Origin of the sequence: Pseudonocardia sp. 73-21, assembly GCF_001899645.1 — a bacterium.
Taxonomy (GTDB): domain Bacteria; phylum Actinomycetota; class Actinomycetes; order Mycobacteriales; family Pseudonocardiaceae; genus Pseudonocardia.
The window spans coordinates 77,685-101,252 of sequence record NZ_MKVV01000035.1 but is presented as its reverse complement, the minus strand read 5'-3'; the positions used below and the strand labels follow the sequence as shown (position 1 = coordinate 101,252).

22 protein-coding genes are annotated in these 23,568 nt (G+C 74.0%); 13 read left to right on the top strand and 9 right to left on the bottom strand.

Features of this window, described 5'->3' with window-relative positions; genetic code table 11:
• On the bottom strand, positions 1-450 hold a 450-nt coding region (locus BGP03_RS10225), incomplete at its 3' end, for a maleylpyruvate isomerase family mycothiol-dependent enzyme (RefSeq protein WP_299736169.1).
• Between the two features lie 351 nt (positions 451-801).
• Here BGP03_RS10225 and BGP03_RS10220 point away from each other — a divergent pair.
• On the top strand, positions 802-1,746 hold the full coding sequence (locus BGP03_RS10220) for a serine hydrolase domain-containing protein (RefSeq protein ID WP_298796908.1): 945 nt from the start codon (positions 802-804) through the stop codon (positions 1,744-1,746).
• On the opposite strand, the gene BGP03_RS10215 is transcribed toward BGP03_RS10220, so the two are convergent.
• Genes BGP03_RS10215 through BGP03_RS10190 form a run of 6 tightly spaced genes read right to left on the bottom strand, consistent with a single transcriptional unit; the run spans position 1,747 to position 7,519 of the window.
• Positions 1,747-2,469 (bottom strand): GntR family transcriptional regulator, encoded by a 723-nt coding sequence (locus BGP03_RS10215; protein ID WP_296367750.1) that lies wholly within the window; start codon positions 2,467-2,469, stop codon positions 1,747-1,749.
• Positions 2,466-3,230, bottom strand: a complete 765-nt coding sequence (locus BGP03_RS10210) for a glucosamine-6-phosphate deaminase (RefSeq protein ID WP_296367748.1) — start codon at positions 3,228-3,230, stop codon at positions 2,466-2,468. Before BGP03_RS10210 ends, BGP03_RS10215 begins: the two co-directional genes overlap by 4 nt.
• Positions 3,218-4,387 (bottom strand): amidohydrolase family protein, encoded by a 1,170-nt coding sequence (locus tag BGP03_RS10205; protein WP_296367746.1) that lies wholly within the window; start codon positions 4,385-4,387, stop codon positions 3,218-3,220. Before BGP03_RS10205 ends, BGP03_RS10210 begins: the two co-directional genes overlap by 13 nt.
• Positions 4,384-6,009, bottom strand: coding sequence for a phosphoenolpyruvate--protein phosphotransferase (gene ptsP / locus BGP03_RS10200; protein WP_296367745.1), 1,626 nt, complete (start codon positions 6,007-6,009; stop codon positions 4,384-4,386). The genes BGP03_RS10205 and ptsP overlap by 4 nt, the downstream gene beginning before the upstream one ends.
• On the bottom strand, positions 6,009-6,272 hold the full coding sequence (locus BGP03_RS10195; RefSeq protein ID WP_296367744.1) for an HPr family phosphocarrier protein: 264 nt from the start codon (positions 6,270-6,272) through the stop codon (positions 6,009-6,011). The genes ptsP and BGP03_RS10195 overlap by 1 nt, the downstream gene beginning before the upstream one ends.
• Positions 6,269-7,519 carry a PTS transporter subunit EIIC gene (locus tag BGP03_RS10190; RefSeq protein WP_298796905.1) on the bottom strand — a complete coding sequence of 417 codons (1,251 nt, stop codon included), beginning with the start codon at positions 7,517-7,519 and terminating at the stop codon, positions 6,269-6,271. Before BGP03_RS10190 ends, BGP03_RS10195 begins: the two co-directional genes overlap by 4 nt.
• A 128-nt stretch (positions 7,520-7,647) precedes the next feature.
• On the opposite strand from BGP03_RS10190, the gene BGP03_RS10185 reads away from it, so the two are divergent.
• The 5 genes from BGP03_RS10185 to BGP03_RS10165 all read left to right on the top strand — a co-directional run bounded on the left by BGP03_RS10185 (position 7,648) and on the right by BGP03_RS10165 (position 12,003).
• Complete coding sequence (locus BGP03_RS10185) at positions 7,648-7,881, top strand: PTS glucose/sucrose transporter subunit IIB (RefSeq protein WP_363093544.1); 234 nt, start codon at positions 7,648-7,650, stop codon at positions 7,879-7,881.
• Positions 7,878-8,324 carry a glucose PTS transporter subunit IIA gene (locus BGP03_RS10180; protein ID WP_298796903.1) on the top strand — a complete coding sequence of 149 codons (447 nt, stop codon included), beginning with the start codon at positions 7,878-7,880 and terminating at the stop codon, positions 8,322-8,324. The genes BGP03_RS10185 and BGP03_RS10180 overlap by 4 nt, the downstream gene beginning before the upstream one ends.
• Positions 8,315-8,944, top strand: a complete 630-nt coding sequence (locus BGP03_RS10175; RefSeq protein WP_298796902.1) for an HAD-IA family hydrolase — start codon at positions 8,315-8,317, stop codon at positions 8,942-8,944. The genes BGP03_RS10180 and BGP03_RS10175 overlap by 10 nt, the downstream gene beginning before the upstream one ends.
• Before the next feature lie 124 nt (positions 8,945-9,068).
• Positions 9,069-9,458 (top strand): Rieske (2Fe-2S) protein, encoded by a 390-nt coding sequence (locus tag BGP03_RS10170; RefSeq protein ID WP_298796901.1) that lies wholly within the window; start codon positions 9,069-9,071, stop codon positions 9,456-9,458.
• Positions 9,459-9,510: 52 nt separating this feature from the next.
• Positions 9,511-12,003 (top strand): Hsp70 family protein, encoded by a 2,493-nt coding sequence (locus tag BGP03_RS10165; RefSeq protein ID WP_298796900.1) that lies wholly within the window; start codon positions 9,511-9,513, stop codon positions 12,001-12,003.
• A gap of 17 nt (positions 12,004-12,020) precedes the next feature.
• Here BGP03_RS10165 and BGP03_RS10160 read toward each other — a convergent pair whose 3' ends face one another.
• Positions 12,021-13,211, bottom strand: a complete 1,191-nt coding sequence (locus BGP03_RS10160; RefSeq protein WP_298796899.1) for a hypothetical protein — start codon at positions 13,209-13,211, stop codon at positions 12,021-12,023.
• 41 nt (positions 13,212-13,252) lie between these two features.
• Positions 13,253-13,486 carry a hypothetical protein gene (locus BGP03_RS10155; protein ID WP_298796898.1) on the bottom strand — a complete coding sequence of 78 codons (234 nt, stop codon included), beginning with the start codon at positions 13,484-13,486 and terminating at the stop codon, positions 13,253-13,255.
• A 196-nt stretch (positions 13,487-13,682) separates the two neighbouring features.
• Between BGP03_RS10155 and BGP03_RS10150 the strand changes: the two genes are divergently transcribed.
• From BGP03_RS10150 to BGP03_RS10120, 7 genes are all read left to right on the top strand, one after another.
• Entirely contained in the window at positions 13,683-14,351 is a 669-nt protein-coding gene (locus BGP03_RS10150) for a histidine kinase (RefSeq protein WP_298796897.1), read from the top strand.
• The gene (locus tag BGP03_RS10145; RefSeq protein WP_298796896.1) at positions 14,342-15,007 is read left to right on the top strand and encodes a response regulator transcription factor; all 666 of its coding nucleotides are present in this window, start codon (positions 14,342-14,344) and stop codon (positions 15,005-15,007) included. The genes BGP03_RS10150 and BGP03_RS10145 overlap by 10 nt, the downstream gene beginning before the upstream one ends.
• 12 nt (positions 15,008-15,019) lie before the next feature.
• A complete protein-coding gene (locus tag BGP03_RS10140) occupies positions 15,020-16,381 on the top strand; it encodes a hypothetical protein (RefSeq protein WP_298796895.1) in 1,362 nt (453 codons plus the stop codon).
• Positions 16,382-16,386: 5 nt separating this feature from the next.
• Positions 16,387-18,825, top strand: coding sequence for an ATP-binding protein (locus BGP03_RS10135; protein WP_298796894.1), 2,439 nt, complete (start codon positions 16,387-16,389; stop codon positions 18,823-18,825).
• Positions 18,822-20,000: an LLM class flavin-dependent oxidoreductase gene (locus BGP03_RS10130; protein ID WP_298796893.1), complete on the top strand. Its 1,179-nt coding sequence runs from the start codon at positions 18,822-18,824 to the stop codon at positions 19,998-20,000. Before BGP03_RS10135 ends, BGP03_RS10130 begins: the two co-directional genes overlap by 4 nt.
• A gap of 54 nt (positions 20,001-20,054) precedes the next feature.
• Positions 20,055-21,686: a helix-turn-helix domain-containing protein gene (locus BGP03_RS10125; protein WP_298796892.1), complete on the top strand. Its 1,632-nt coding sequence runs from the start codon at positions 20,055-20,057 to the stop codon at positions 21,684-21,686.
• A gap of 359 nt (positions 21,687-22,045) precedes the next feature.
• Positions 22,046-23,542, top strand: a complete 1,497-nt coding sequence (locus BGP03_RS10120; RefSeq protein ID WP_298796891.1) for a hypothetical protein — start codon at positions 22,046-22,048, stop codon at positions 23,540-23,542.
• Positions 23,543-23,568: the final 26 nt, after the last annotated feature.

Below are 23,568 nucleotides of genomic sequence, written 5' to 3'. Positions count from 1 at the left end.
GATGGGTGCGCGGCGGCCCAGTGCCACGGCGAACCGCCCCGTGAAGCGGTCGCGGATCGCCGCGACCCCGCCGCTGTCCTGACCTCCGGACACGCCCAGAGCCCCCCGCAGGTCCTGCTCGTGGATGATCACATCACCGAGCGGCCGCGTGTTGCGGGCCCGCATCCAGTCCTGGAGCGGGCGGGTCAGGTCCTGCCACTCCGCCACGAGCGCCTTGACGTCGTGGGCCTTGCGGGCGGCCACCTGCCGCGCCGTCCAGGCCTCGTTGTGGTCGTCGGGTTCGTCGCCCGCGACGACGTCGGCACCGAGGCCGACCATGTGCGAGAGCAGGTCCCGGACCGTCCAGTCCGGGCAGGCGGGCACGCGCAGTGCCGCCCGCTCCGCCGACAGGTCCGTCACCAGCTCGATCACGCGCTCCTGCGCCCGTGCCCACTCCACGATCTCGTCCACGGCCCCATCTCACCACCTCCGCGCGACCCCCACCCCGACCACACGGGTGAACAGCGAAGGACGTCACCTCGCCGGTCGCTGGACGCCGGCGGGCCCGCGGAGCAGCCTGGACACCGGTCGGGGAGGACCGCGGGAGGTGGCCGATGCCGGGCCGCCTCCGTCGCGCGCTGGTGGTGCTCGTGCTGGTCACCGCCGCCTGCACCGAGGCACCGGCACCGCCGCCGCCCGCGCCGCCGCCCGCGCTGTTCGACTGGCCTACGCTGCCCGCCCCGCCGACCACCGAGCTGCCCGCCGACCACCGAGCTGCCCGCCGACCAGGCCGCGGAGCTGCAGGTCGTCCTGGACGGGGCCGTGGCGCTCGACGCCCGGTTCCCCGACGCGGGGGTGGGGGCCGCCGGCCTCACCGCCTCCGTGATCACGGACGCCGGGGTGTGGGCGGGAGCGGCCGGGCACGACGGGCGCGGCCGGCCGCTGCTGCCGTCGTCCACGGCGGGGATCGCGGACGTCACGACGACGTTCACGGCCGCGGAGGTGCTGCGGCTGGCCGGCGCCGGCCGGCTCGACCTCGACGCGCCGCTCGCCCTCTCCCTCCCGCATCCGCTCACCTCCGGGGGCGCCACGGCCCGGAGTTTCCTGGGGATGCGCAGCGGCCTCGCCGACATGGACGCGGCCGGGGAGCAGGCGCTGGTGGAGGCGATCCGGCGGGCACCGGGGCGGGCCTGGTCCCCGGACGACCTGCTCGCGCGCTACCGCGGGCCGCTCCGGGCCCCCGCCGCGTACTCCACCCTCAACGCCGTGCTGCTGGGCGAGACGGTGCAGCGGATCACCGGCCGTCCGCTCGCCGCCGTGCTGCGCGAGGACCTGGTGGTCCCGGCGGCCCTCCCGCACGTCGGGTTCTGGGACGAGCGGTCGGACGACCCGGTGGCGGACGACCTCGCCCGGGTCCGGGCCGGGGCGTGGGGCATGACCGCGGACGCCCTGAGCGTGGCGCTGTGGGGGTGGCAACTGTACGGCTCCCGCGTGCTGCCGCCCGGGACCGTCGCCGTCATGGCGACGCCGTCCGGTTCCGACCAGGTCGCCGGCGGGCTGCGCTACGGCCTGGGCACCACGCTGTTCAGCCAGACCCTGGGACTCGGCGACGCCGTCGGCCACGCGGGACGGCAGCCGGGGAGCCAGAGCCTGCTGGTGGTGGTGCCCACGAGACACGTGGCCGTCGCGCTGCTGGTGGCCGACGAGGACACGTCGGTGCGCGGCACAGCCCAGAACCTCTTCGCCGTGCTGTCCCGCCACCTGTAGCTACTCGCCGCGGTCGAGGCTCATCTGCAGCTCGTAGCGGTCGCCGCGGCACACCGAGCGGGTGCGCTCCACGACCTTCCCGCCACTGGAGGACACGCGGTCCACCACCAGCGCCGCCCGGGTGGCGGGCACCCCGAGCAGGGTGGCGAACTCCGCCCCCGTCTCCGCGGCGGCGACGGTCTGCTCGGCGTGGTCGAGCGGCAGGCCGTAGTGGTCGCGCAGGATCGCGTAGATGGAGCCGCTCAGGTCGTGGGCGTCGAGATCCGGCACCAGCTCGGCGCTGTACCAGGCGTCGTCGACGGTCATCGGCGAGCCGTCGGCCAGCAGCAGCCGCCGCACGTGCCAGGCCTGCTGACCGGCCCGCATGTCCAGCGCCGTGGCCGTGGCGGCGGGCGGCGGCACGCACTCGACGAGCAGCACGACGGTGGTCGGGGTGCGGCCCAGCCGCTGCATGTCGTCGTGGAACGACGCCAGGTGCAGCCGGGAGCGGGCCGCGCGCTGCGCCACGTAGGTGCCCTTGCCGCGCACCCGCACCAGCAGCCCCTCGCTCACGAGCTGGCCGATCGCGTCGCGGACGGTGATGCGGCTGACGCCGTGGTCCAGGCACAGCTGGCGCTCGCTGGGCAGCAGGTCGCCGGGCGCGAGCGTCTCCGAGACCAGCTCGACCAGCCGCGCACGCAGTTGCTCGTGCTTGGGCACCATCCCGGGGACGATGGGCGTCACCGTGCCCACGCCGGCTTGCGGTCGGCGGTCTCCCGGTAGAAGTCGGCGCGCTCCAGCTGCGACGCGGCCGCGTCATCGAGCACGATCGTGACGTGCGGGTGCCACTGCAGGATCGACGCCGGGCACGACGCGGTCAGGGGGCCCTCCACGGCGGCGGCGACGGCCGCGGCCTTGTGCTCGCCCGTCGCGGTGAGCAGCAGGTGCCCGGCCCGGCCGATCGTGCCCAGCCCCTGCGTGATGACGTGGCGCGGCACCTGGTCGACGTCGTCGGCGAAGAACCGGGCGTTGTCCTCGCGGGTCCGGCGGGTGAGCGTCTTCACGCGCGTGCCGGACGTGAGCGACGAGCCCGGCTCGTTGAACCCGACGTGGCCGTTGGCGCCGATCCCGAGGATCTGGACGCCGACGGACGGCAGCGAGCGCTCGTACGCGGCGGCAGCGGCGGGCGGGTCGGGGTGGGTGCCGTCGGGGGCGTGCACGCTCCTCATGTCGAGGTGGTCGGTGAGTTCGCGGCGGATCACCTCGCGGTAGAACTCCGGGTGCCCCGCGGGCAGGCCCACGTACTCGTCGAGGAGGTACGCGTCGACCGCGGCGAAGGACAGTCCCTCCTCGCGGTGGCGGCGGATCAGCTCCCGGTAGGCCAGCAGCGGGGACGAGCCGGTGGCCAGGCCCAGCACGGCGGGGCCGGACCGCACGGCCCGCTCGACGACGTCCGCGACCACCTGCGCACCCTCCGTCGCGGTGGTGTGGATCAGGACCTCCATGCCGGTACGGCCTCTCTCTCGTGAACCCACCGGCCAGCCCGCATGACGGACCGGGGACGCAGTTCGGTATCGGTGACCACCAGGTCGGCGCGGCGGCCCACCACGAGGTCGCCCACCTCATCGTCGCAGCCGAGCAGCCGGGCCGGGGTGGCCGTGGCCGCGGTGACCGCGTCCGCCAGCGGGACCCCGGCGTGCCGGACGACGCGGCGCAGGACGTCGATCAGCCGGGCGGTGCCGCCGGCGAGCGCGGGCCGGGCGCCGGACAGCCGCGCGATCCCGTCCACGACGTCGACGTCGAGCGCGCCCAGGCGGTAGCGGCCGTCGGCCATGCCGGCGGCGGCCATGGCGTCGGTGACCAGGGCGATCCGGTCCGGGCCGACGAGGTCGAACACCATCGCGACCGTCTCGTCGGCGAGGTGCACGCCGTCGGCGACGAGCTCCACCACCATCGCACCGCGGGCGGCGGCGGCCAGGCACGCGGCCGCGGGACCGGGCGCGCGGTGGTGCAGCGGCGGCATCCCGTTGAACAGGTGGGTGGCGCTGAGCGGTTCGCCCGCCTGCGCGATGGCCGCGGTCGTGGCGGCGGCGGTGGTGTCGGTGTGGCCCAGGCTCGGCAGCACGCCGTGGCGTTCCGATACGGCGAGCAGCTCGCGGTAGCGCGGGGTCTCCGGCGCCAGGGTCATGCAGCGGACGGTGCCGTCGGCCGCGTCGACCAGGCGGCTCAGCAGGTCCGGGTCCCCCGGGACGATCGCGGCGGGGTCCTGCGCGCCGCACTGCGCGGCCGCGAGGAACGGCCCCTCGAGATGGATCCCGGCCAGGTCCCCGGCCGCCACCAGCGGGGCGAGCAGCCGCACCCGCTCCAGCAGCGTCTCCCCCGGCGCCGAGACCAGGCTGGCGAGCATCGTCGTGGTGCCGTGGTCGAGGTGGTGGCGCGCCGCGGCACGCACGCCGGCGGCGCCCGCCTCGGGGAAGCCGTGGCCGGCGCCCCCGTGGCAGTGGACGTCGACGAGCCCGGGCAGCACGTAGGTGCCCGGCGCGGGCGGCCCGTCACCGTCGCGGGCGGGGCCGACGCGCACGATGCGCTCGCCCACGACCTCGACCACGCCGTCGTCGATCCGCGCACCGCCGGCGACGACGGTGCCTCTCACCAGGGTCATGTACTCGCCTCGACCCCTCGTCGCGCTTCGGCCGCCGTGCGCGACGCACGGGCGAGGTCGGCCAGATGCGCGCAGTCGGCGACGGTGTGCCGGGCCAGCCGCGCGTGGACGGCCGCGCGGGAGACGGGCGCCATCGACAGGCTCCCCACCCCCAGCCCGACGAGGACGGCGGCGAGCAGCGGATCAGCGGCCGCCTCGCCGCACACCCCCACCGGACGCCCCCGGAGCCGTCCGGCGTCGCCGACGAGCGCGACGAGGTCGAGCAGCGCGGGCTGCCACGGGTCGAGCAGGTCGCCCAGCTCGCCCGCGGTGCGGTCGGCGGCCATCGTGTACTGGCCGAGGTCGTTGGTGCCGATGCTCACGAAGTCGACCACCTCCATCACCTCGCGGGCCCGCAGCGCGGCCGCGGGCACCTCGATCATGACGCCGACGCGGGACAGCCCGTGGGCACGCGCGCGGTCGGCGAAGCGCTCGGCCTCCTCGGCCGTGGCCACCATCGGCGCCATCACGTCCACCTCCCGACCGGCCGCGGCGGCTGCCGCCGCCAGCGCGGCGAGCTGGTCGTCGAGCACGTCGGGGAACCGCCCCGCGGTGCGCAGGCCGCGCACCCCGAGTGCCGGGTTCTCCTCGTCGCCGAGCGGCAGGAACGGCACGGGCTTGTCCGAGCCGGCGTCGAGCGTGCGCACCACCACGCGGCGGTCGCCGAACGCGCGCAGGACGTCGGCGTAGGTGCGCGTCTGCTCGGCGACGTCCGGGCGGGTGCGGCGGTCCAGGAACAGGAACTCGGTGCGGAACAGGCCCACGCCCTCGGTCGGCGTGGCCGCGGCGGCCCGCGCGTCGTCGACGGTGCCGATGTTGGCGAGCAGCGCCACGCGGTGGCCGTCGGCGGTGGCACCGGGGGTGTCGGCCTCCGGCTCGAGCACACGCGCGGCGGTCCGGCACTCCGCGGGCGGGTCGGGCCGCACCTCACCGCTGGACCCGTCCACGAGCACCATCGTGCCCTCGGCGAGATCCGCGATCCCCGCACAGCCGACGACGGCGGGCAGGCCGCGCGACCGGGCCAGGATCGCCGTGTGGCTGGTGGGGCCACCCTGCTCGGTGACCAGCGCGACGACGTCGGGTCCGAGGCCCGCCGTGTCGGCCGGGGCGAGGTCGCGCGCGGCCAGCACCACCGGATGCCCGGGCGCCGGGACGCCCGGCATCGGCACGCCCGCGAGGTGCGCGGCCGCGCGGTGGCCGACGTCGCGCAGGTCGGTGACCCGCTCGGCCATGTACCCGCCCAGCGCGTCGAGCTGCGTGCAGAACCCCTCGATCGCGAGCGTCACGGCATGACCCGTCGGGACGCCGCGGGCGACGTGCTCCCCGGCGCCGGCCAGCAACGACGGGTCGAGCGCCATGGCCGCGGTCGTGGTGAGGATGTCGGCGATCTCGCCGTCGGCCTCCTCCGCACGGGCCGACAGGTCGGCGGCCACCGCGGCGAGCGCCTCGCCGACACGGACCCGCTCGTGCTCCGGGTCCGCGCCGACGGGGTCGGCCGCCGAGGTGACGACCGGGGCGCCGAGCCGCACGAGCGGCGCGCAGGCCACCCCCGGGCTGACGCCGCGGCCCTGCAACGTGATCATCAGCCGAGATCCGTCGCCAGCAGCTCGACCAGCGCGTCCAGGGCCTCGTCGGCACCCTCGCCCTCGGCCGCGAGGGTGACCTCCTGGCCGTGCTCCACGCCGAGCGTCATCACGCTCAGCATGCTGGCCGCGTTGACGGGGTCCTTCCCGGCGACGGCGATCGTCACGGGGACCCCGGCGCCGGCGGCGGCGCGGGTGAAGGTGGCGGCCGGGCGGGCGTGCAGGCCCACCGTCGACGCGACGGTGACGGTGCGGGTGCTCATGCTGCGTCCTTCGTGACGTCGACGGTCTCGGGCGTGGTCTCCGGATCCGACTCCGGGTCCCGACCGGGGGTCTTCAGGTTCCAGCGCCGGATGACGAACCGGAACACGACGTAGTAGATCGCGGCGTAGACGAGCCCGATCGGGATCAGCCACAGCGGGTTCGTCGCCTGCCCGAAGTTGATGACGTAGTCGATCAGCCCGGCGGAGAACGTGAAGCCGTCGTGGATGCCGAGCACGTTGGTCAGGGCCATCGACGTGCCGGTCAGGAACGCGTGGATGAGGTAGAGCGGCCACGCGACGTAGACGAACGCGAACTCGAGCGGCTCGGTGATGCCCGTGACGAACGAGGTGAGCGCGACCGACAGCATGATGCCGCCGACCACCTTGCGCTGCGCGGGCCGCGCCTCGTGCCAGATGGCCAGCGCGGCGGCGGGCAGGGCGAACATCATGATCGGGAAGAAGCCGGTCATGAACGTGCCGGCGGTGGGGTCGCCGGCGAAGAACCGGTTGAGGTCGCCGTGCGCGCCGCCCCAGTCCCCGAGGATGAACCAGACCACCGAGTTGAGGATGTGGTGCAGGCCCAGCGGGATCAGCAGGCGGTTGGCCACACCGAACACGCCACCGCCGACCACCGCGTTGGCCTGCACGGCGTTGCCCAGCGCGGTGAGCCCGGCGTTGAACAGCGGGTAGATCAGGCTCAGCACCACACCGAGCACCATCATCACGATGGCCACGACGATCGGCACGAACCGGCGTCCACTGAAGAAGCCGAGGTAGACGGGCAGTTTCGTGCGGTAGAGCCGCTGCCATGCGATCGCGGTGAGCAGGCCGACCACGATGCCGCCCAGCACCCCGAAGTTGACGACGGCCTGCTCGCCCTTGGAGTCGAGCTGCCCGGCCAGCACCACCGGGCTCATGGCCGTGAAGACCCCGGACAGCACGAGGTAGCCGACCACCGCGGCCAGCGCCGTCGAGCCGTCGGCCTTGCGGGCCCAACCGATCGCGATGCCGACGGCGAAGATCAGCGGGAGGTTGTCGAAGAGCGCGCCGCCCGCACCGGACAGGACGCTCGCGACGACCTTGAGGGAGTCGAAGTGGCCGAGCAGGTCGTCCTGCCCGAGGCGCAGCAGCAGCCCGGCCGCGGGCAGCGCCGCGATGGGCAGCATCAGGCTGCGGCCCAGCCGTTGCAGGCCGGCGAGGGCGGCCCGGTTCTTCGGTGGTGCGGGGGTGTCGACCGTTGCTGTCATGAACAATCCTCCGGCGCTCGGGTGACCGTTGCCGTGGAGCGTGCACCACCGGTACGGTCCGGTCATAACCAGTGGCGGAAGGATGACCGGGCGGTCCGGTCGTGTCAACCACCCCGATGCGAGGAGAGATCATGTCGAAGGCCGAGGACATCGTCGCCGGGCTCGGTGGCGCCGCCAACATCGTCGAGGTCGAGGGCTGCATCACGCGGCTGCGCACCGAGGTGAAGGACCCCGGCAGGGTGGACGAGAAGGCGCTCAGGGCCACCGGCGCGCACGGCGTGGTCGTGGCGGGCACGATCATCCAGGTCGTGGTCGGGCCCGAGGCCGACATGCTGGCCGACGACGTCAACGACCTGCTGTGATCGTCCGGTCGCCGCTCGCCGGCACCGCGCACCCCCTCGCGGCCGTTCCCGATGCCGTCTTCGCCGGGGAGATGGTGGGTGCGGGCGTGGCCGTGGAGCCCACCGGCGCGGGTCCCGTCCAGGTGGTCAGCCCCGTCGACGGCACGCTGGTCAAGCTGCACCCGCACGCCTTCGTCGTGCTCGCCGCGTCCGGCACCGGGATCCTCGTGCACCTCGGGATCGACACGGTGGGCCTGAAGGGCGAGGGGTTCACCCTGCACGCGGAGGAGGGCGCGGTGGTGGTGGCGGGCGACCCGGTGGTCACGTTCGACCCCGGCGCCGTCCGCGCCGGCGGGCTGTCGGCCATCTGCCCGGTGGTGGTCCTGGACTCCGCGCCCGGCAGCGTCCCGGCCCCGGCCGAGGGCGCCGTCGAGGCGGGCGAAGCACTCTTCACGTGGGGCTGAGCGCCGCGCTCGCCGGTGCCCGGGCCGTCCTGTTCGACATGGACGGCACGCTGGTGCGCAGCGAGCACGTGCACCGTCGGGCGTGGCAGGGCTTCTTCGATCACTGGGCCGTCACGATCGACGACGACGCCTACGACCGAACGGTGAAGGGCCGCCGGGCGCGCGACGTACTCGCCCTCATGCCCGGCCCCTGGCCGGACGTGTCCACGGCCCTCGCCGTGCTCGAAGCCCAGCCCGCCGGCGCCATCGAGATCGTCGGGGGGGCGGTGGCGGCCTTCCGCGCACTCGACGCCGCAGGGACGCCCGCCGCCATCGTGACCAGCGCGGGGTCGGCCTGGGCCCGCGAGGTGCTGGAGGACGTGCTCGACGTCCGCGCCCCGGTGCTGGTCACCGCGGAGATGGTGAGTGAGGGCAAGCCCTCCCCCGAGGGGTACCTGCTCGCCTGCAGGCGTCTCGGGATCGCGCCGGCTCACTGCGCCGCTGTCGAGGACGCGCCCTCGGGGGTACGCGCGCTGGTTGCCGCGGGGGTGGGGACGATCATCGGGATCACGACCACATCGGACGCGGCCGAACTACGGGCCGCCGGCGCACACCACACGGTCGCCGATCTCACGGCCTGATCGAAGGCGGTGATCACCGGTCCGCAACCGGGCGACGACCCGCTGTAACGACGGACACGTGTGGCGCGAACACGCTGCCGTGTGCAGTCCTCATCCGAGCGACGACGCCGGTGCGACGGAGGCCTTGGCGGATCCGAACCGCCGCGGCGTGCTGGTAGCCGGCCTGCTGGCCCTACCCGCGGTGTCGGTGGCCTGCTCGGCCCCCGCCGCCCGCGAGAGTCCCGCGCCGACGGTCCTCGCCCACACCTCCGACGTGCCGATCGGTGGGGGGTTGATCGTCCCGGAGCACCGGATCGTCGTGACACAACCGACGAGCGGCACCTTCACCGCCTTCAGCTCCGTCTGCCCGCACGACGGCTGCCTGGTCAACCTGGTCGTCGACGGCACCATCGGCTGTCCGTGCCACGGAAGCCGCTTCGCCGTCGCGGACGGCGCCGTCGTGCGTGGCCCGGCCCTCCGAGCGCTCTCCCCACGCTCGATCGCCGTCGACGGCGACTCCATCGCACTCGGCTAGTACCGGACGTTCGTACATCTCGTGATGATTCGATCTGAGTAGGGGAGAAGTTGTGACATACGGCCTCGGTGTCGACATCGGTACGACCTTCGTGGCGGCGGCCATCGCCCGCCCGACCGGGCCGGAGATGGTCACCCTCGGCGACAGGGCGCTGGTGTCGCCCGCGGTGGTCTACCTCCGCGAGGACGGCAGCATGATCACCGGAGACGCCGCCGACCGCCGTGCGGTCAGCAACCCGGACCGGGTCGGGCGGGAGTTCAAGCGGCGACTGGGCGACCCGACGCCCGTCATCCTCGGTGGCGTGTCGTGCGCGGTTCCCGACCTGCTCGGAGCCCTGCTCAACGACGTGCTCGAGAAGGTGGCCGAGTCCGAGGGCGGGCCACCCGCGCAGGTGGTGCTCACCTACCCGGCGAACTGGGGTCCCTACCGGCGTGAGCTCTTCGACGAGGTGGCCCTCGCGTCGCGCCTGACCGGGCCGCAGATGATCACCGAACCGGAGGCGGCCGCAGCCCACTACGTGACCTCGGCGCGGCTCGACGACGGCGAGATGGTGGCCGTGTACGACCTCGGCGGCGGCACGTTCGACGCCACGATCCTGCGCAAGCGCGACGGCGGTTTGGAGATCCTGGGGACTCCCGAGGGCATCGAGCGACTGGGCGGCGTCGACTTCGACGAGGCCATCCTGGCCTACGTCAACTACACGGCCGGGGGCGCGTTGTCCGAACTGGACATGAGCGATCCCACGATCGTGGTCGCGCTGGCGCGGCTGCGCCAGGACTGCGTGCTGGCCAAGGAGGCGCTGTCGGTCGACACCGAGACCGTCATCCCGGTGTTCCTGCCGGGCCGCCACTTCGAGGTGCCGCTGACGCGCGCGGGGTTCGAGGAGATGGTTCGCGCCCCGATCGAGTCCACTGTGGGCGCTCTCGCCCGAACGCTGCGCTCGGCGCAGGTCGACGCCACCGATCTCAGCGCAGTGCTGCTGGTGGGCGGATCCTCGCGCATCCCGCTGGTGGCCCGCATGGTCATGCAGGACCTGGGACGCCCGGTGGTGGTGGACACGCACCCGAAGTACGGGGTGGCACTCGGAGCCGCGTCGGTGGCGGCGACGGCTCTCCAGCATCCGGCCCCGGTGAACCGGACCCCGACGGCCACCGTCCCGGCCCCCACCCGTCCCGTGGACGACGAGACCACGGTCCACATCCCGCACCCGGTCGCGCCGGCGGTTGCCATGGCCGCCGCCAGTGGGGTGCGGTCCGCGCCGCAGCCCGAGGCACCGGCTCCGCTGCACCCGGCCATCCCGATGCCGAGCCCTCCCTCCCCCGCCGGGCCCGCCTACGCCAACCCCGCACCAGGTGGAAACCGGGCCGGGCAGCCCCACCCCCTGCTGCGGCTGCCCGCACCACCCGTTCCTTCCCCGGTGGCCGCCGGGCCTGCTCCGGCCGGTCCCCCGCCGCGGCGCGGGCGGCGACTGCCGCTCCTCGCCGCCGCGGTCGTCGTCGTGCTAGTCGTCGGCGCCGCGGCCGTGCTGGTGCCGACGTGGGCGTCGGCCAAAGATCCGGCCGCCTTGACTCCCCCACCTGCGGTGACGGCCGTCGAGCCCCGGATCACGCTGCCGACCGCCCACGCCGTCAGCATCGACCAGCCGACCGTGACCGGGCTGATCACGGTGGCCGCGGCCCCGGAGGCGGGCGCCGTGACCCACGACGGGAAGTTCGCCTACGTCACGAGCACGTCCACGAACTCGATCTCGGTGATCGACATCGCCAGCGACGCCGTCGTGGCCTCCATCGCGATCCCTGCCGGGCCACCGCAGTTCGTGATCTTCACCCCCGACGACAAGCGGGCCTACGTCAGCATCTACGACAAGGGAGCGCAGACCGGGAACTCCGTGATCGCCGTCGACACCGCCAGCCGGCAGGTGATCGCCTCGGTGCCAGCCGAGAAGTTCCCCTACGCGATCGCGATCAGCCCGAACGGCAAGCAGGTATACGTCCCCAACCACGACGCCAACCTCGTCTCCGTGATCGACACGGCGACCAACACGATCGTCAACAAGATCGCGGTCAAACCCAACCCGCACAGCGTCGCGTTCTCCAACGACGGGCGGCGCGTCTACGTCGCCGACCACGCGTCGAACATCGTCACCGTGCTCGACGCGGGCACCGGTGCCACCGTCGCGGAGATCCCCGTGGGGAGGAGCCCGCACAGCATCTCGATGTCGCCGGACGGCGCCCATCTCTACGTCGTCGACTACGACGGTGACGACATCACGGTCATCAACCCGATCACGAACACAGTGCTCGGCGCGATCCCGGTCCAGAAGAAGCCCCAGAGCGTCGCGTTCTCCGGGGACTCACGGCACGCCTACGTGGTGAACGACGAGAGCAACACCGTGTCGGTGATCGACACCGTGAAGGGCGCGGTGACGGCCACGGTCGGTGTCGGCACCTCGCCGACCAACGTCTTCGTGGCGCCGGACGGCAAGCACGCCTACGTCACCAACATCGACTCGAACGACGTCTCGGTCATGTCGATCGCCGGCTGACCACCAGCGCGGCCCGGTCAGGCGACGGAACTCAGGTTCCGGCCGGGCCGGGCGGGCGAGTCGCGACGCAGCAGCGCCGCGGCCCGCGTCCGGATGCCGGCGAGCGCGGCGAGGTCGTCGTCGATGTCGCGCAGGTCGTCGGGAGCCCGGCCGGCGGCCACGGCGGCGAGCCCGACCCGGTCGCGCTCCTCGGACACCTCGACCGAGTGCCGCGCGACCAGATCGGTCGTCCGGCGGCGCAGGTCCTGCTGCAGGACCCGCGTCGCATCGCGCAGCTGCTTGGACAGCGTCAGCTGGAAATCCTCGACCATGGCGCGCACCATCGTCATCGCTTCGGCGGCCCGCCGGTCACGTTGGCGGGCCCGCTCCCCGCTCGCCGCCGCACCGCCGAGCGCGAGCGCCCCGGCCGCCGCGCAGGTGAGGATCACCCAGGTGGGCAGGTCCAGGCCGAGGAACCGGGACACGACCAGCGCCATCATGATGCCGCCGTACCCCGGCATGAGCACCGTGAGCAGCCGCGACGGCAGCGAGCTCCCGGCCGGAACCGAACGCCGGGCGGGAAGGTCCGACACGAGCCGGCCCGCCGGGGCCGCGGGAAGCAGTGGAACCGGCTGCGCGGGCGCCAGGCCGAGATGTGTGGCGATCATGGCGGACACTCCCCGGACACCGGCGTGCACCTGCTCGTAGGCGAGGTCGGCCTCGGCTTCCAACCGGCCGCGCAGCCAGGCCTCCAACCGGTCGGCATCCCGTGTGCCCTTCCCGGTGCGGACATCGATCTCGGCGTCGGCGACGATCGCCCGCATCATCGCCCGGACGTGGAACTCGCTGTCGGAGGCGACACCCGCGAAACCCTCGCCGAACAGGTGCGGCCACTCCCTCGCCGCGTGGGCGAACCGCTCGGCGCGTGCCTCGGCGCTCAGCAGCTCGGCCTGCAGACGGGCGGCACGCCCGGGGTCACCCAGCGCCGCGCGCCGCGCCCGCAGGTCGATCTCGAGCGAGCCGACCGCGCGCAGCGTCTCGGCGGCCGCCGCGCGCACCGCCCGTTCCTGCTCCACCGGCGCGGTGGCCGCGTCGAGGATGCGGCCGGTGGCGGCGAGCCGGGTGGTGAGGTCGGGCCGGTCGTTGGCCATGGCGCCCTGCTGTGCGAGCTCCAGCAGGGACCGCACCTCGGTGGCGGGGTGCGGACCCGGCCCCTGCGTGGGGTTCATCGGGACTCCTTCTCGATCCTGCTGCAGGGGCCGGGACGCGGTCAGTGACAGACGGGGTGGCACACGGGCGGGTGCTCGTATCCACCGCAGTGCTCGTCGCGCGGCTCCCAGCAGTGGTTGTCGTCCCACCACGTCGGCTCCGGGCAGTGCGGCGGGTTCCAGTCGTAGCAGCCGTGCTCCGGCTGGTAGGGCAGGTAGTGGTGCTCACCGCCGTGGTGGTGTCCGTCGTGGTGCCCGCCATGGTGGTGGGACGGCTGGTGGTGGCTCTTGAACACAGTGGCCTCGTCTCGTCGTGGGCTCCGGATCGTCCGTCCGGCATGGCGAGAACACTGCCCGGAAACCTCGTCGGGCACGATCGAGTGAGCCCCACGCCGGTGCTGTCGAGCCCTACTTCCCGCGGGGTGTCGCCCCGCGCAGCGACGTGGGGTTTACCCCATTCCCCCGACGACCGACCTGCACGACCATGGCCCGATGACGCCGGCGCGCACACCACGCACGGAAGCGCCGCCGAGCGCCGCGCCATCGAGCGCCACCTCGTCGAACGCCACCCCATCGGGTGTTGCACTGTGCGCGGCGCTGCTGCGACTGCAGAGCGAGCAGTGGACGCGACGCCGGCTCCTGCAGCGCCAGCTGCACGACGGGGCAGCGCTGCGCATCTCGGCGCTCACACTGCAACTCGGCCTCGTACGGCACGAGGTCACCGGCCTCGAACCCGCCCTGCACGAGACGATCGTCGGGCTGCAGGACGAGCTGCACGCCGTGCTGCAGGAGCTCCGCGCGGTCGAGCACGACATCTATCCCGCGCTCCTGGACGAGGCGGGCCTCGGACCGGCCCTGACGGAGCTGGCGGAGCGGACGGGTTCGGTGCGCGTGTCGGCCACGTCGGAACGTTTCGACCCCGCGATCGAGGGTGCGGCCTACTTCGCGGTGGCGCAGTGCCTCGGATCGCGCCCACCCGGGGCCCCGTCGGTCTCGGTGGTCGTCGACCGGGCCGGCGACCGGCTCATCGTGGAGGTCGCGGGCACCGAGCTCCTTCACGTCGACACCGTGCGCGGGCTGCTCCAGCACCTCGACGGCACCGTCGACGTCGCGGGCGGACCCGAGGTCGGCACGATCACGGCGAGGCTCGCGTGCGCGTAGCACTCGCCGAGGACGGCGCCCTCTTCCGCGAGGGCCTCGTGATGCTCCTGCAGGCCGCGGGCCACGACGTCGTCGGCTGCACCGAGGACGGCGACACGCTGGTCGAGCTGCTGCGGAGCCAGCCGGCGGACGTCGCGATCCTCGACATCCGCATGCCGCCCGAACCCGACGGCGGCCTGGTGACCGCCGAGCGCCTGCGCGCGGCGCACCCGGAGATGGGGCTGCTGTTCCTCTCCCACTACGCCGAGTCGCACTACCTGATGCGGATCCTGCAGATCGGCACCGACGCGATCGGCTACCGGCTCAAGGAGAAGGTCGGCAGCGTCGACGTCCTCACCGACACCCTCGCCCGGATCGGCGACGGCGAGATCGTCATCGAACCCGTGCTGGCGAAACGTCTCGTCGAGCGGCCGCGAGGAGACAGGAAGAGCGCCATCGGGGCGCTCTCCGAGCGGGAGCTGGACGTGTTGCGCCTGATGGCCGAGGGACGATCGAACAACGGCATCGCCGGTCAGCTGTTCGTCACGGCGAAGGCCGTGGAGAAGCACATCGCCGGGATCTTCGGGAAGCTGGGCCTGCAGCCGGACGCCTCCGAACAGCACCGTCGGGTGCTCGCCGTGCTGACCTACCTCCGTTCGCAGCGCGACGAGGACTGAACCGGCACGACGATGAACCGGACGCTGGCGGCGAAGGTCCTGCGCATCCTGACGACCGCGCTCGTCGTGGCCCCAGTGTTCGCGATCGTGCTCCCCGTCGGGGCCGCGACGGTGGGCACCGGGCCGGTGTCGACGCTGGTGCCCTTCGCCGCAGCGACGGCCGCGACGCTCGTCGTGATGGTCCTGCTCCCCGGGATCGACCACCTCGTGGGGCGGGTGACGGGGCACCGGGAGGTCACTCCGTACTCGGCGCTGTCGGACGCCATGACGCGCACCCGGGCCGGCTCGCTCGAGCAGGCCCTGCCCGGCCTCGCCCAGGTGCTCGCCGGGGGCACCGGAGCGGCCCGCGCGATGCTCTGGCTCGCGGTCGACGACCGGCTCGTGCTGGCCGCGCAGTACCCGAGGCCCGCCGCCGGCTCCGCGGCACCCGGCCAGGCCGACGCGAGCGGCCGGGAGATGATCGCCGGACTCCCCTCGCTGCTGGCCAGGTCCGACGCGCACCACGTCGTTCCCGTGCTCGACGGTGCGGTCCTGCGTGCAGCCCTCGCGATCGACAAGCCCGGGGAGTCGATCACCGCGGCCGACCGGCTCCTGGTGCGGGACGTCGCGAACGGGGCCGCGCTGCTGCTGCGGGGGGTCGCGCTCAACGCCGAGCTGGCCGAGCGGGTCCGGCGGGCCGACGACCTCGCCGCGCAGCTGCGTGGCTCGCGCCAGCGGCTGACCCGGGCCCGGGACGTGGAACGCCGCCGGCTGCTGGGCGAGCTGTCGCACGTCACCGCCGACCGGCTGGCCGGGCTCCGCACGGAGATCACGCTGGCCACCGCCGATCTCGCCAAGCCGTCGCCGACCGGAGCGGTGGCCCAGGAGTCCCTGGCCCGCGCCCGGGGTGTGCTGGACGACCTGCTCGAACGCTTCCGCGTCATCGCCCGCGGCGTGTACCCCGCCGTCCTGCGCGACCACGGACCCGTCGCCGCGCTCGACGAGGTGGCCACCGACGTGCCCCGGCCGGTGCGCATCACCGGAATCCTCCGTGAGCGCCTGCCCTGGGAGATCGAGTCAGGCCTCTACTACGTGGCCGCCGCCGCCCTGCAGGAGCTCGGTACCGGGTCACTCGCCACGGAGCTGGCGGTCGCCGTCACTCGGGAGGTCGACCGCGTGGTCGTGAGCGTGGAGGATCCCGCTCCGTCCGTCACGGTGGAACGGCTCCGGGAGGCGCTCGCGGACGACGCCGAACGTCTCGCCGCGCTGGGTGGGGACATCGAGCTCATTGGCGGGACGGACGGCACGGGCCCCGTCCGGATACGGGCGTGGCTGCCCGTCCGGCTCGAGCCCGTCGTCGACGGCAGCGTCGGCGCCGAGCTGAGAGTGCCGTGACGGGTGTGACGCTCAGCCGGGGCCTCGTCGTGGTGGCGCAGGGCGCGCTGGTGGGCGCCGCCTACCTCGTCCTCCGGTCCGCAGTGGTGGCGGTGCTCGATCCGGTCACCGCGGAGGCGCTGGCCGTCGCTGCCGCGGCGCTGCTCTTCCGCCCGCTGTACGTGCGCGTCGAGCGTCTCGTGGACCGGCTGCTCTACGGGGCCCGTCCGACTCCCTACAGCGTGCTCGCCGGCATCACGGCGACGTGGCGATCCACGACGGGCGACGCCCCCGACATGATGCGGGTCGCCGAGGCCGTCGGCCGCGGCCTCGACGCGACGACGTGCCGGCTGACCGTGCGGCGTCCCGGCCTGCACGACCGGACCTACACCTGGACGACCTCCGTGCGGGCCACGGACGATCTCCTCGAGATCCCGGTCCGCCGGGGTGACGAGCAGATCGGGTCGCTCGCCGTGGACCGCGCCGCGGTCGCCGGCGTGCATGCCCAGCGGGCGACCCTGTTCGCCGACATCGCTGACAGCCTCGGTGTGGTGCTGCAGGCCAGCCGGTTCGGCGTCGAGCTGGAGCGTCAGCTCCGCGCCGCGCTGGCGCACGCCCACGAGATCGCGGTCTCGCGACGGGAGGCCGTGGCCGAGATGGACCGCGAGCGTCGTCGGATCGAGCGGAACCTCCACGACGGCGCGCAGCACCACCTCGTGTCCTTGCGGCTGACGCTCGGGCTGGTGGAGCACCAGGTCTCGACGGGTCGGCTCGACGAGGCGGCGAACCGGTTGACGCGGCTCGCGGAGCAGATCGACGTGGCCGAGTCGGTGATGGCCGAGACCGCGGCGGGCGTGTCCTCGCCCGTGCTGGCCGAGCTGGGACTCGTCCGCGCGCTGGCGAGGGAGCTCGCCGGCGGGGTCCCCTCCGTGGCGTTCGCCTTCCCCGGCCTCGATCCCGACCACCGTTTCCCGCCCGACATCGAGTCGGCCGCCTACTTCTGCTGCCTGGAGTCGGTGAACAACGCGCGCAAGCACGCGGCCGACTCCGCCGTCTCGGTGCGCGTCACCGTCCAGGACGGCCGGCTGCTGCTCACGACCACCGACGACGGACCCGGGTGGGACGCGGAACAGACCGCCGCCGGCCCCGGGCGCGGGCTGCGCAACATGACCGCCAGGATCACCGCGGTCGGCGGCCGGTTGGGCGTGCGCACCGCACCGGGGGCGGGAACGACCGTGGAGATCTCCGTGGCGGTGCCCGCGCCACCGGCGGAGCCGACCCCAGGGCCGGCGACACCCTCCGCGATGGCGCGATCCACGCTGCTCGACCAGCTGCGCGGCGCCGTCAGCGAGGCACTCAACCTCTACCACGACACCCCGCACAGCGCGGCCCTGCGCACGCTCGCGGAGCGCTTCGACGAACCGCTCCGGATCGGCGTCGCCGGGCCCGAAGGTGCCGGCACCACCACTCTCGTCGACGCTTTGGTCGGCGCCTCGAACGCGTCGTCGGGGTCCGCGGTCCGGTTCCGCCGGGCCGGCGACCCTCCGGCCTGGGGACAGGCGCACGAGACGGCGACGCTCGTCGACGTGCACGGCCTCGGGTCCGCCCTGCCGTCGGTCCGGCAGCGGGCGCGCGACCAGCTGGGGGCCTACGGTCAGGCCTCGGTCCTCTGCGACGCCTACCTGTTCCTGCTCCGCGACCGCTGCCCCGACGACCCCCGCGTGTTCTCGGTGGTCCGGCGCGGCCCGGTGCCCCACCGGCCGGCGCACGCGATCGGGGTGCTCGCCCGTGCCGACGAGCTCCCCGGGCCGCAACCGGCCGGTACGGAGCGGGCCCGGCTCGCGGCGGCCCGCTGCGCGGTGGAGACCGAGGTGCGGCAGCTGTGCCGGACGGTGGTGCCGGTCTCGGTTCTCCCGCGACGGACCGCCCCGGACACGGACGGAGGTGGCCTGCCGACGCTCGTCAACGCGATGGCCGTCCGGTTCCTCGCGCGGGCCACCACGTTGCGGGCCCGCTCCACGATGCGGGCGCTCGAGACGCTGGCCCTGACCGATCCTCCACCCGGCGGAGCGGGCCCCCTGCTGTACCGCCTCGACCGGATCCGGTCGGGTGCGCACGAGCTGACCGAGATCGACATGATCGACGGGCTGCGGGACGGTGACCTCGACATCCCCGACCACCTGCGGTCGGAGGCCGAGCGGCTGCTCGGGGCGCACGGCACGGATCCTTCGGTCCGCCTGTCGCTGCCTTCGGGGGCCACCGACCACGACGTCGCACGGGCGGCGGAGGAGTTCCTCCTGCGGTGGCGCACGAGGGAGTCGCATCCCGCGTCGACGCGCGACGTCCGCACGCTGGCCGCGGCACTCGTCCGGACGTGCGAACAGTTCCTGACCGCCGGCCCGGAGTCGAGTGTCAACTTTCCGCACAGCCACGCGGACGTGACGCGGGTCATGCTCGAGACATGAGCAGACTCCGCTTCGGCACGTTCCTCGCCCCCTTCCACACCCCCGGCCAGAACCCGACGCTGGCGATGCAGCGGGACCTGAGGTTCGTCGAGCACCTCGACGCGCTGGGCTACGACGAGGCCTGGATCGGCGAGCACCACTCGGCGGGCAGCGAGATCATCGCGTCGCCGGAGATCTTCATCGCGGCCGCCGCCGAGCGGACCCGCAACATCCGCTTCGGCACCGGCGTCACGTCGGTCAGCTACCACAACCCGCTGTGGGTGGCCGACCGCATGGTGATGCTCGACCACCTCACCCGCGGCCGCACGATGCTGGGCATGGGGCCGGGCTCGCTGCCCACCGACTCGTCGATGATCGGGCTCAACCCCACCGACACCCGCGAGCTGCTCGAGGTGAACCTCGACATCATCGTGCGGCTGCTGCGCGGCGAGTCGGTCACCCAGCAGACCAAGACCCACAACCTGGTCGACGCCCAGCTGCAGCTGCGGCCCTACACCGACCCGTGCTTCGACATGGCCGTCGCCGCCGTGGCCTCGCCGACGGGACCGCGGATGGCCGGCCAGCACGGCATCGGGCTGCTCTCCATCGGCGCCACCCTCACCCAGGACGGCTTCGACGCGCTCGCCCACCACTGGGGCGTCGTCGAGGAGCGGGCGGCGCACTACGGCCAGCCCACGCCGGACCGATCGGGCTGGCGGCTCGTCGGCCTCATGCACATCGCGGAGACCAGGGAGCAGGCCTACCGCGACGTCGAGTACGGCATCGCGCACTGGTTCAGCTACTTCCAGAAGATCGCCGCGTTCCCGCAGATGGCGGTGGGTGACAGCGAGGACGTCAAGGGCATGATCGACTTCGTCAACGAGGCCGGGATCGGCGCGATCGGTACCGTCGAGGACGCGAAGGCGCAGGTCCAGCGGCTGTGGGACCAGTCCAACGGCGGCTTCGGGGCGATGCTGCTCATGGGCCACGACTGGGCCAACCCGGAGGCCACGCGACGCTCCTACGAGCTGATCGCCCAGCACGTGTTCCCCGAGTTCCAGGGCCAGGCCGCCAGCACGGTGGCCGCCGCGCAGCGGGCCGGCGCCACCCGGGAGAGCCACTCGGCCGACCAGCTCAGCGCCGTCGAGCACATGGCGGCCAAGTACGAGAAGGAGCTCGCGGACAAGAAGGGCTGACGCGGACCCCTTCGCCGTGCGAGTGTCGGAGGTCGGCGGCGAAGGGGCCATCGGATGAGCACGGGGATCAGCACCGCGTGGGAGCAGTTCCAGGCCGGCCAGGAGCCGGGCGACGTCCGCGGCGAGGTGCTCACCTCGTGGCGGCGCTCGCGGTTCAGCGGCGTCGATCCCGAGTACGTCGACCCGCCCTACGTCGAGACCGACCTCGACACCCACCTCGTCCGGGTCGCGGTCCCGATCATGGAACGGATGGCGGACCTCCTGGTCGGGGACCGCTCCTGCCTGGCCCTGGCGGACGCCCGGGGCAGCGTCGTGTGGCGGTGGGTCTCCGAGCCGATGCTGCGGACCACGCTCGACCGGCTCTCCGTGGTCAAGGGCCACTGCTTCGACGAGGAGTTCGTCGGCACCAACGGGCTGGGCACCGCACTGGAGACCGGCTCGATCGCCGTCGTGCGGGGGCCGGAGCACTTCGTGCAGCGGTTCCACGACGTCACGTGCGTCGCGGCGCCGGTGCGGCACCCGATCACCCGGCGCACGGTGGGCGCCGTCAACGTCACCTGCCGCGCGGAGCACACCAACCCGCTGCTGACGGTGGTGGTGCGCAAGCTCGTCGAGGAGATCCGGGCCGGGCTGCTGCACGCGGCGAGCACGCGCGAGCGACGGCTGCTCGACGCGTTCCTCGTCGCCCAGCGCGGGGCCACCGGGCCCGTGCTCACCCTCGGCGACGACGTCGTGATCGCCAACGCGGCGGCGCTCGACCTCGGGCTCGACCGCGACCAGATCTGGGAGGGGATCCGCGACCGGGCCGACGGCTCGCTCGTCGGGCTGCCCTCCCACCTGACGGCGCGGCTGCAGCTCGTCAGGGACGGTTCGGCGACCACCGGGGCGGTGCTGACCGTGACCGGCGACCGACCCGAGGTCGCGCCGCGGCGTGCCGCGCCCGATCGCTGGACGCGGCTGCTGGCCGAGACACGGACGCTCGCCGCCCGCGGCCCCGTCGTCGTACGGGGTGAGCCGGGCACCGGCCGGGCCACGCTGCTCACGTCGGCGTTCGAGGACGCGGTGGTGCTGGACGCGGCCACGTGCGTCGTCGACGGGGTGGCGCCCTGGGCCCGCGAGCTGGCCCGGCACGTGCGGGGCGGCACGCCGGTCGTCCTGCGGCACGCGGAGGTGCTGACCGGCGACGCCGCGACGGTCGTCGCCGGCGTGCTCGACGGCCACCCGGCGCTCGGGCTGACCGCCCCCGAACGGCGCGAGGGCCCGGAACCGCTGCTCGACCGGGTCGGCGCCGCCACCGTCACGATGCCCCCGCTGCGCCGCCGCACCGACGAGATCGCCGACATGGCCCGCCGCGAGCTCCGCCGTCACGACACGGCGCTGGCCTTCGCCCCCGACGCGCTCGCGGCCCTGCGCCGCTACGGCTGGCCGGGCAACGGGCGCGAGCTCGCCCGGGTGGTCCGCGAGGCGGCGCGACGGGCCCGGGGCGGGGTGGTGGGGCTCGAGGCGCTGCCGCAGGAGGTCCGCGCCTCGGCCACTCGCCGGGCCCTGACCCCGCTCGAACGCGCCGAGTCCACCGTGATCGCAGCGGTGCTGCAGGAGTGCGGCGGCAACAAGTCGGCGGCGGCGAAGGAGCTGGGCATCTCGCGCACCGCCCTCTACGCGAAGCTCCGCAGCTACCGCCTCTAGAAGTTGCCGACGGACCCGCGAGTCGGGGTCTGCGTGCGACCGAGTCGGGGCCCGGGTGCGCAACAGGTCCGCGACTCGCGCACATCCAGACCCCGACTCGCGGGCGGTGGCTGAGAAGACCGGTCGCGCGGGTGGCTCAGAGCCGTCGGCCATCCGGGGGAACCGGGCACCTCCCGGCGCGTGGAGCGGTACTTCGGGCGTGACCGCGCAACCCGCTTTCTCAGAAGTCTGATTCGTCCCCCGGCCCCGTCCCTACCGTTCCTCCCACGCGCCGACGCGCCCGCTCGACCGGCTGATCGCTCCCCCCTGATCCCGCCGCCCGCCGTCGGCGCCCGGGTCGCGACAGGAGACACAGGACCATGACCACCGAACAACGACATCCCGCGCGGCGACGCCGGGTCACCGTGGCCGCGACGGCCGCCATCGCCGCGGCGATGATCGTGGGGCTCTCCGGCTGCCAGATACCGCTGGTAGGGGTGGCCGACGCGAGCACGCCGACCACCGCGCAGCGGGCCGCCGGCGCCACCACCACGGCCACCGCGGGCAAGGAGCACGGGAAGCACAAGGGACCCGGCACCCGACCCACCGGTGCCCCCACGCCGCCGGCCGACCCGGCGGATCCCGACCCCAACTGCTCGCTCGAGGTGCCGCCCGCGCCGTTGACGGCCGCCGGACTCGCCACGCCCTACCTGCTCTCGGCCACCGACCGCCGGGCCGGAGCGTGCCACGAGGCGAACACGAACCAGTCGGCGTTCGTCGAGGCCACGATCCTCGACCCGGCGACCGGCGCGCTGTCGGTCTACCGGCCCCTGGTGATCGACGCCGGCACCACGCCGGCGGTCGCCCCCGTGCCCCCGAAGCTCCCCGCGAACGCGGTGGTCGGCGTGTGGTTCGGCTACCAGGGCGACACCCTGACGCTGCGCAACGCCGGGAGCTGCGTCAACGGCACGCCGCGGTCGCCCTTCGGCCAGTTCGGCTACTGCAACGCGCCCGCCTTCTTCGCCGCGGCGAACGCGGCCGTGCGGGCGAAGAAGATCACGGTGCCGCCCCTGGGCACCGGGGTCGACGGGCTGCCGTGCCCGACCACGCGCGACTTCGGCGTGGTCGGCCAGGACCAGAGCGACAACCTCACCACCGCCTACGTCGCGCTGCCCGACGGGCGCACGGCGCAGTCGACGCCCGCCGCGAAGGCATTGCCCGGTGCGACGACGCTCACCAACGCCTCCGACAACGGGCTGCTCGCCAACCGGCTCGACCCGGCGATCGGGTGCCACCCGTTCACCGCGCCCGACCTGACCTCGGGCGGGACGCCGTCCCCGGCGCTCGCGCTCAACGAGCTGCAGGCCGCCGCGTTCCAGGGTGCCCCCGTCGCCACCGTCCCGCCGAACGACCCGATGGCGCTGGTGGGTGACCGGCCGAGCGTCGCGAAGACGGACCTCTACCGCGTCGGGGTGGACATGGGGCCGATGAACCCGCAGGTCGACACGGGCGCCGCCTACTGCACGAACCTCGCGGCGGTCGCCCCGAAGCGGCTCGCCCTCGACCGGCCGTTCACCGCCGTGGCATCGTCGCCGGATCCCGGCACGTCGTCGAGCCTGTTCGGGTTCCTCACCAACCGGCTGACGGAGTCCTGGACGAACCTGGGCTGCGAGGCGCTGGTCCACCGGGGGGCACCGGTCGTCGACGGAGCCCCCGCGACCGCCGACCCCGCCGCACCCACCACGACCGCGGCGCCCGCCCCGCCGCCGACCACGCCGCCGACCACGCCGACCACCACGCCGACCACCACCCCGGAGCGGACCCGCACGCCCGCGCCCACCCCGGCCGGCACGGGAACGGGACAGACCGGGCCCTGACCGACGAACCACCCCCACCGCCGGTC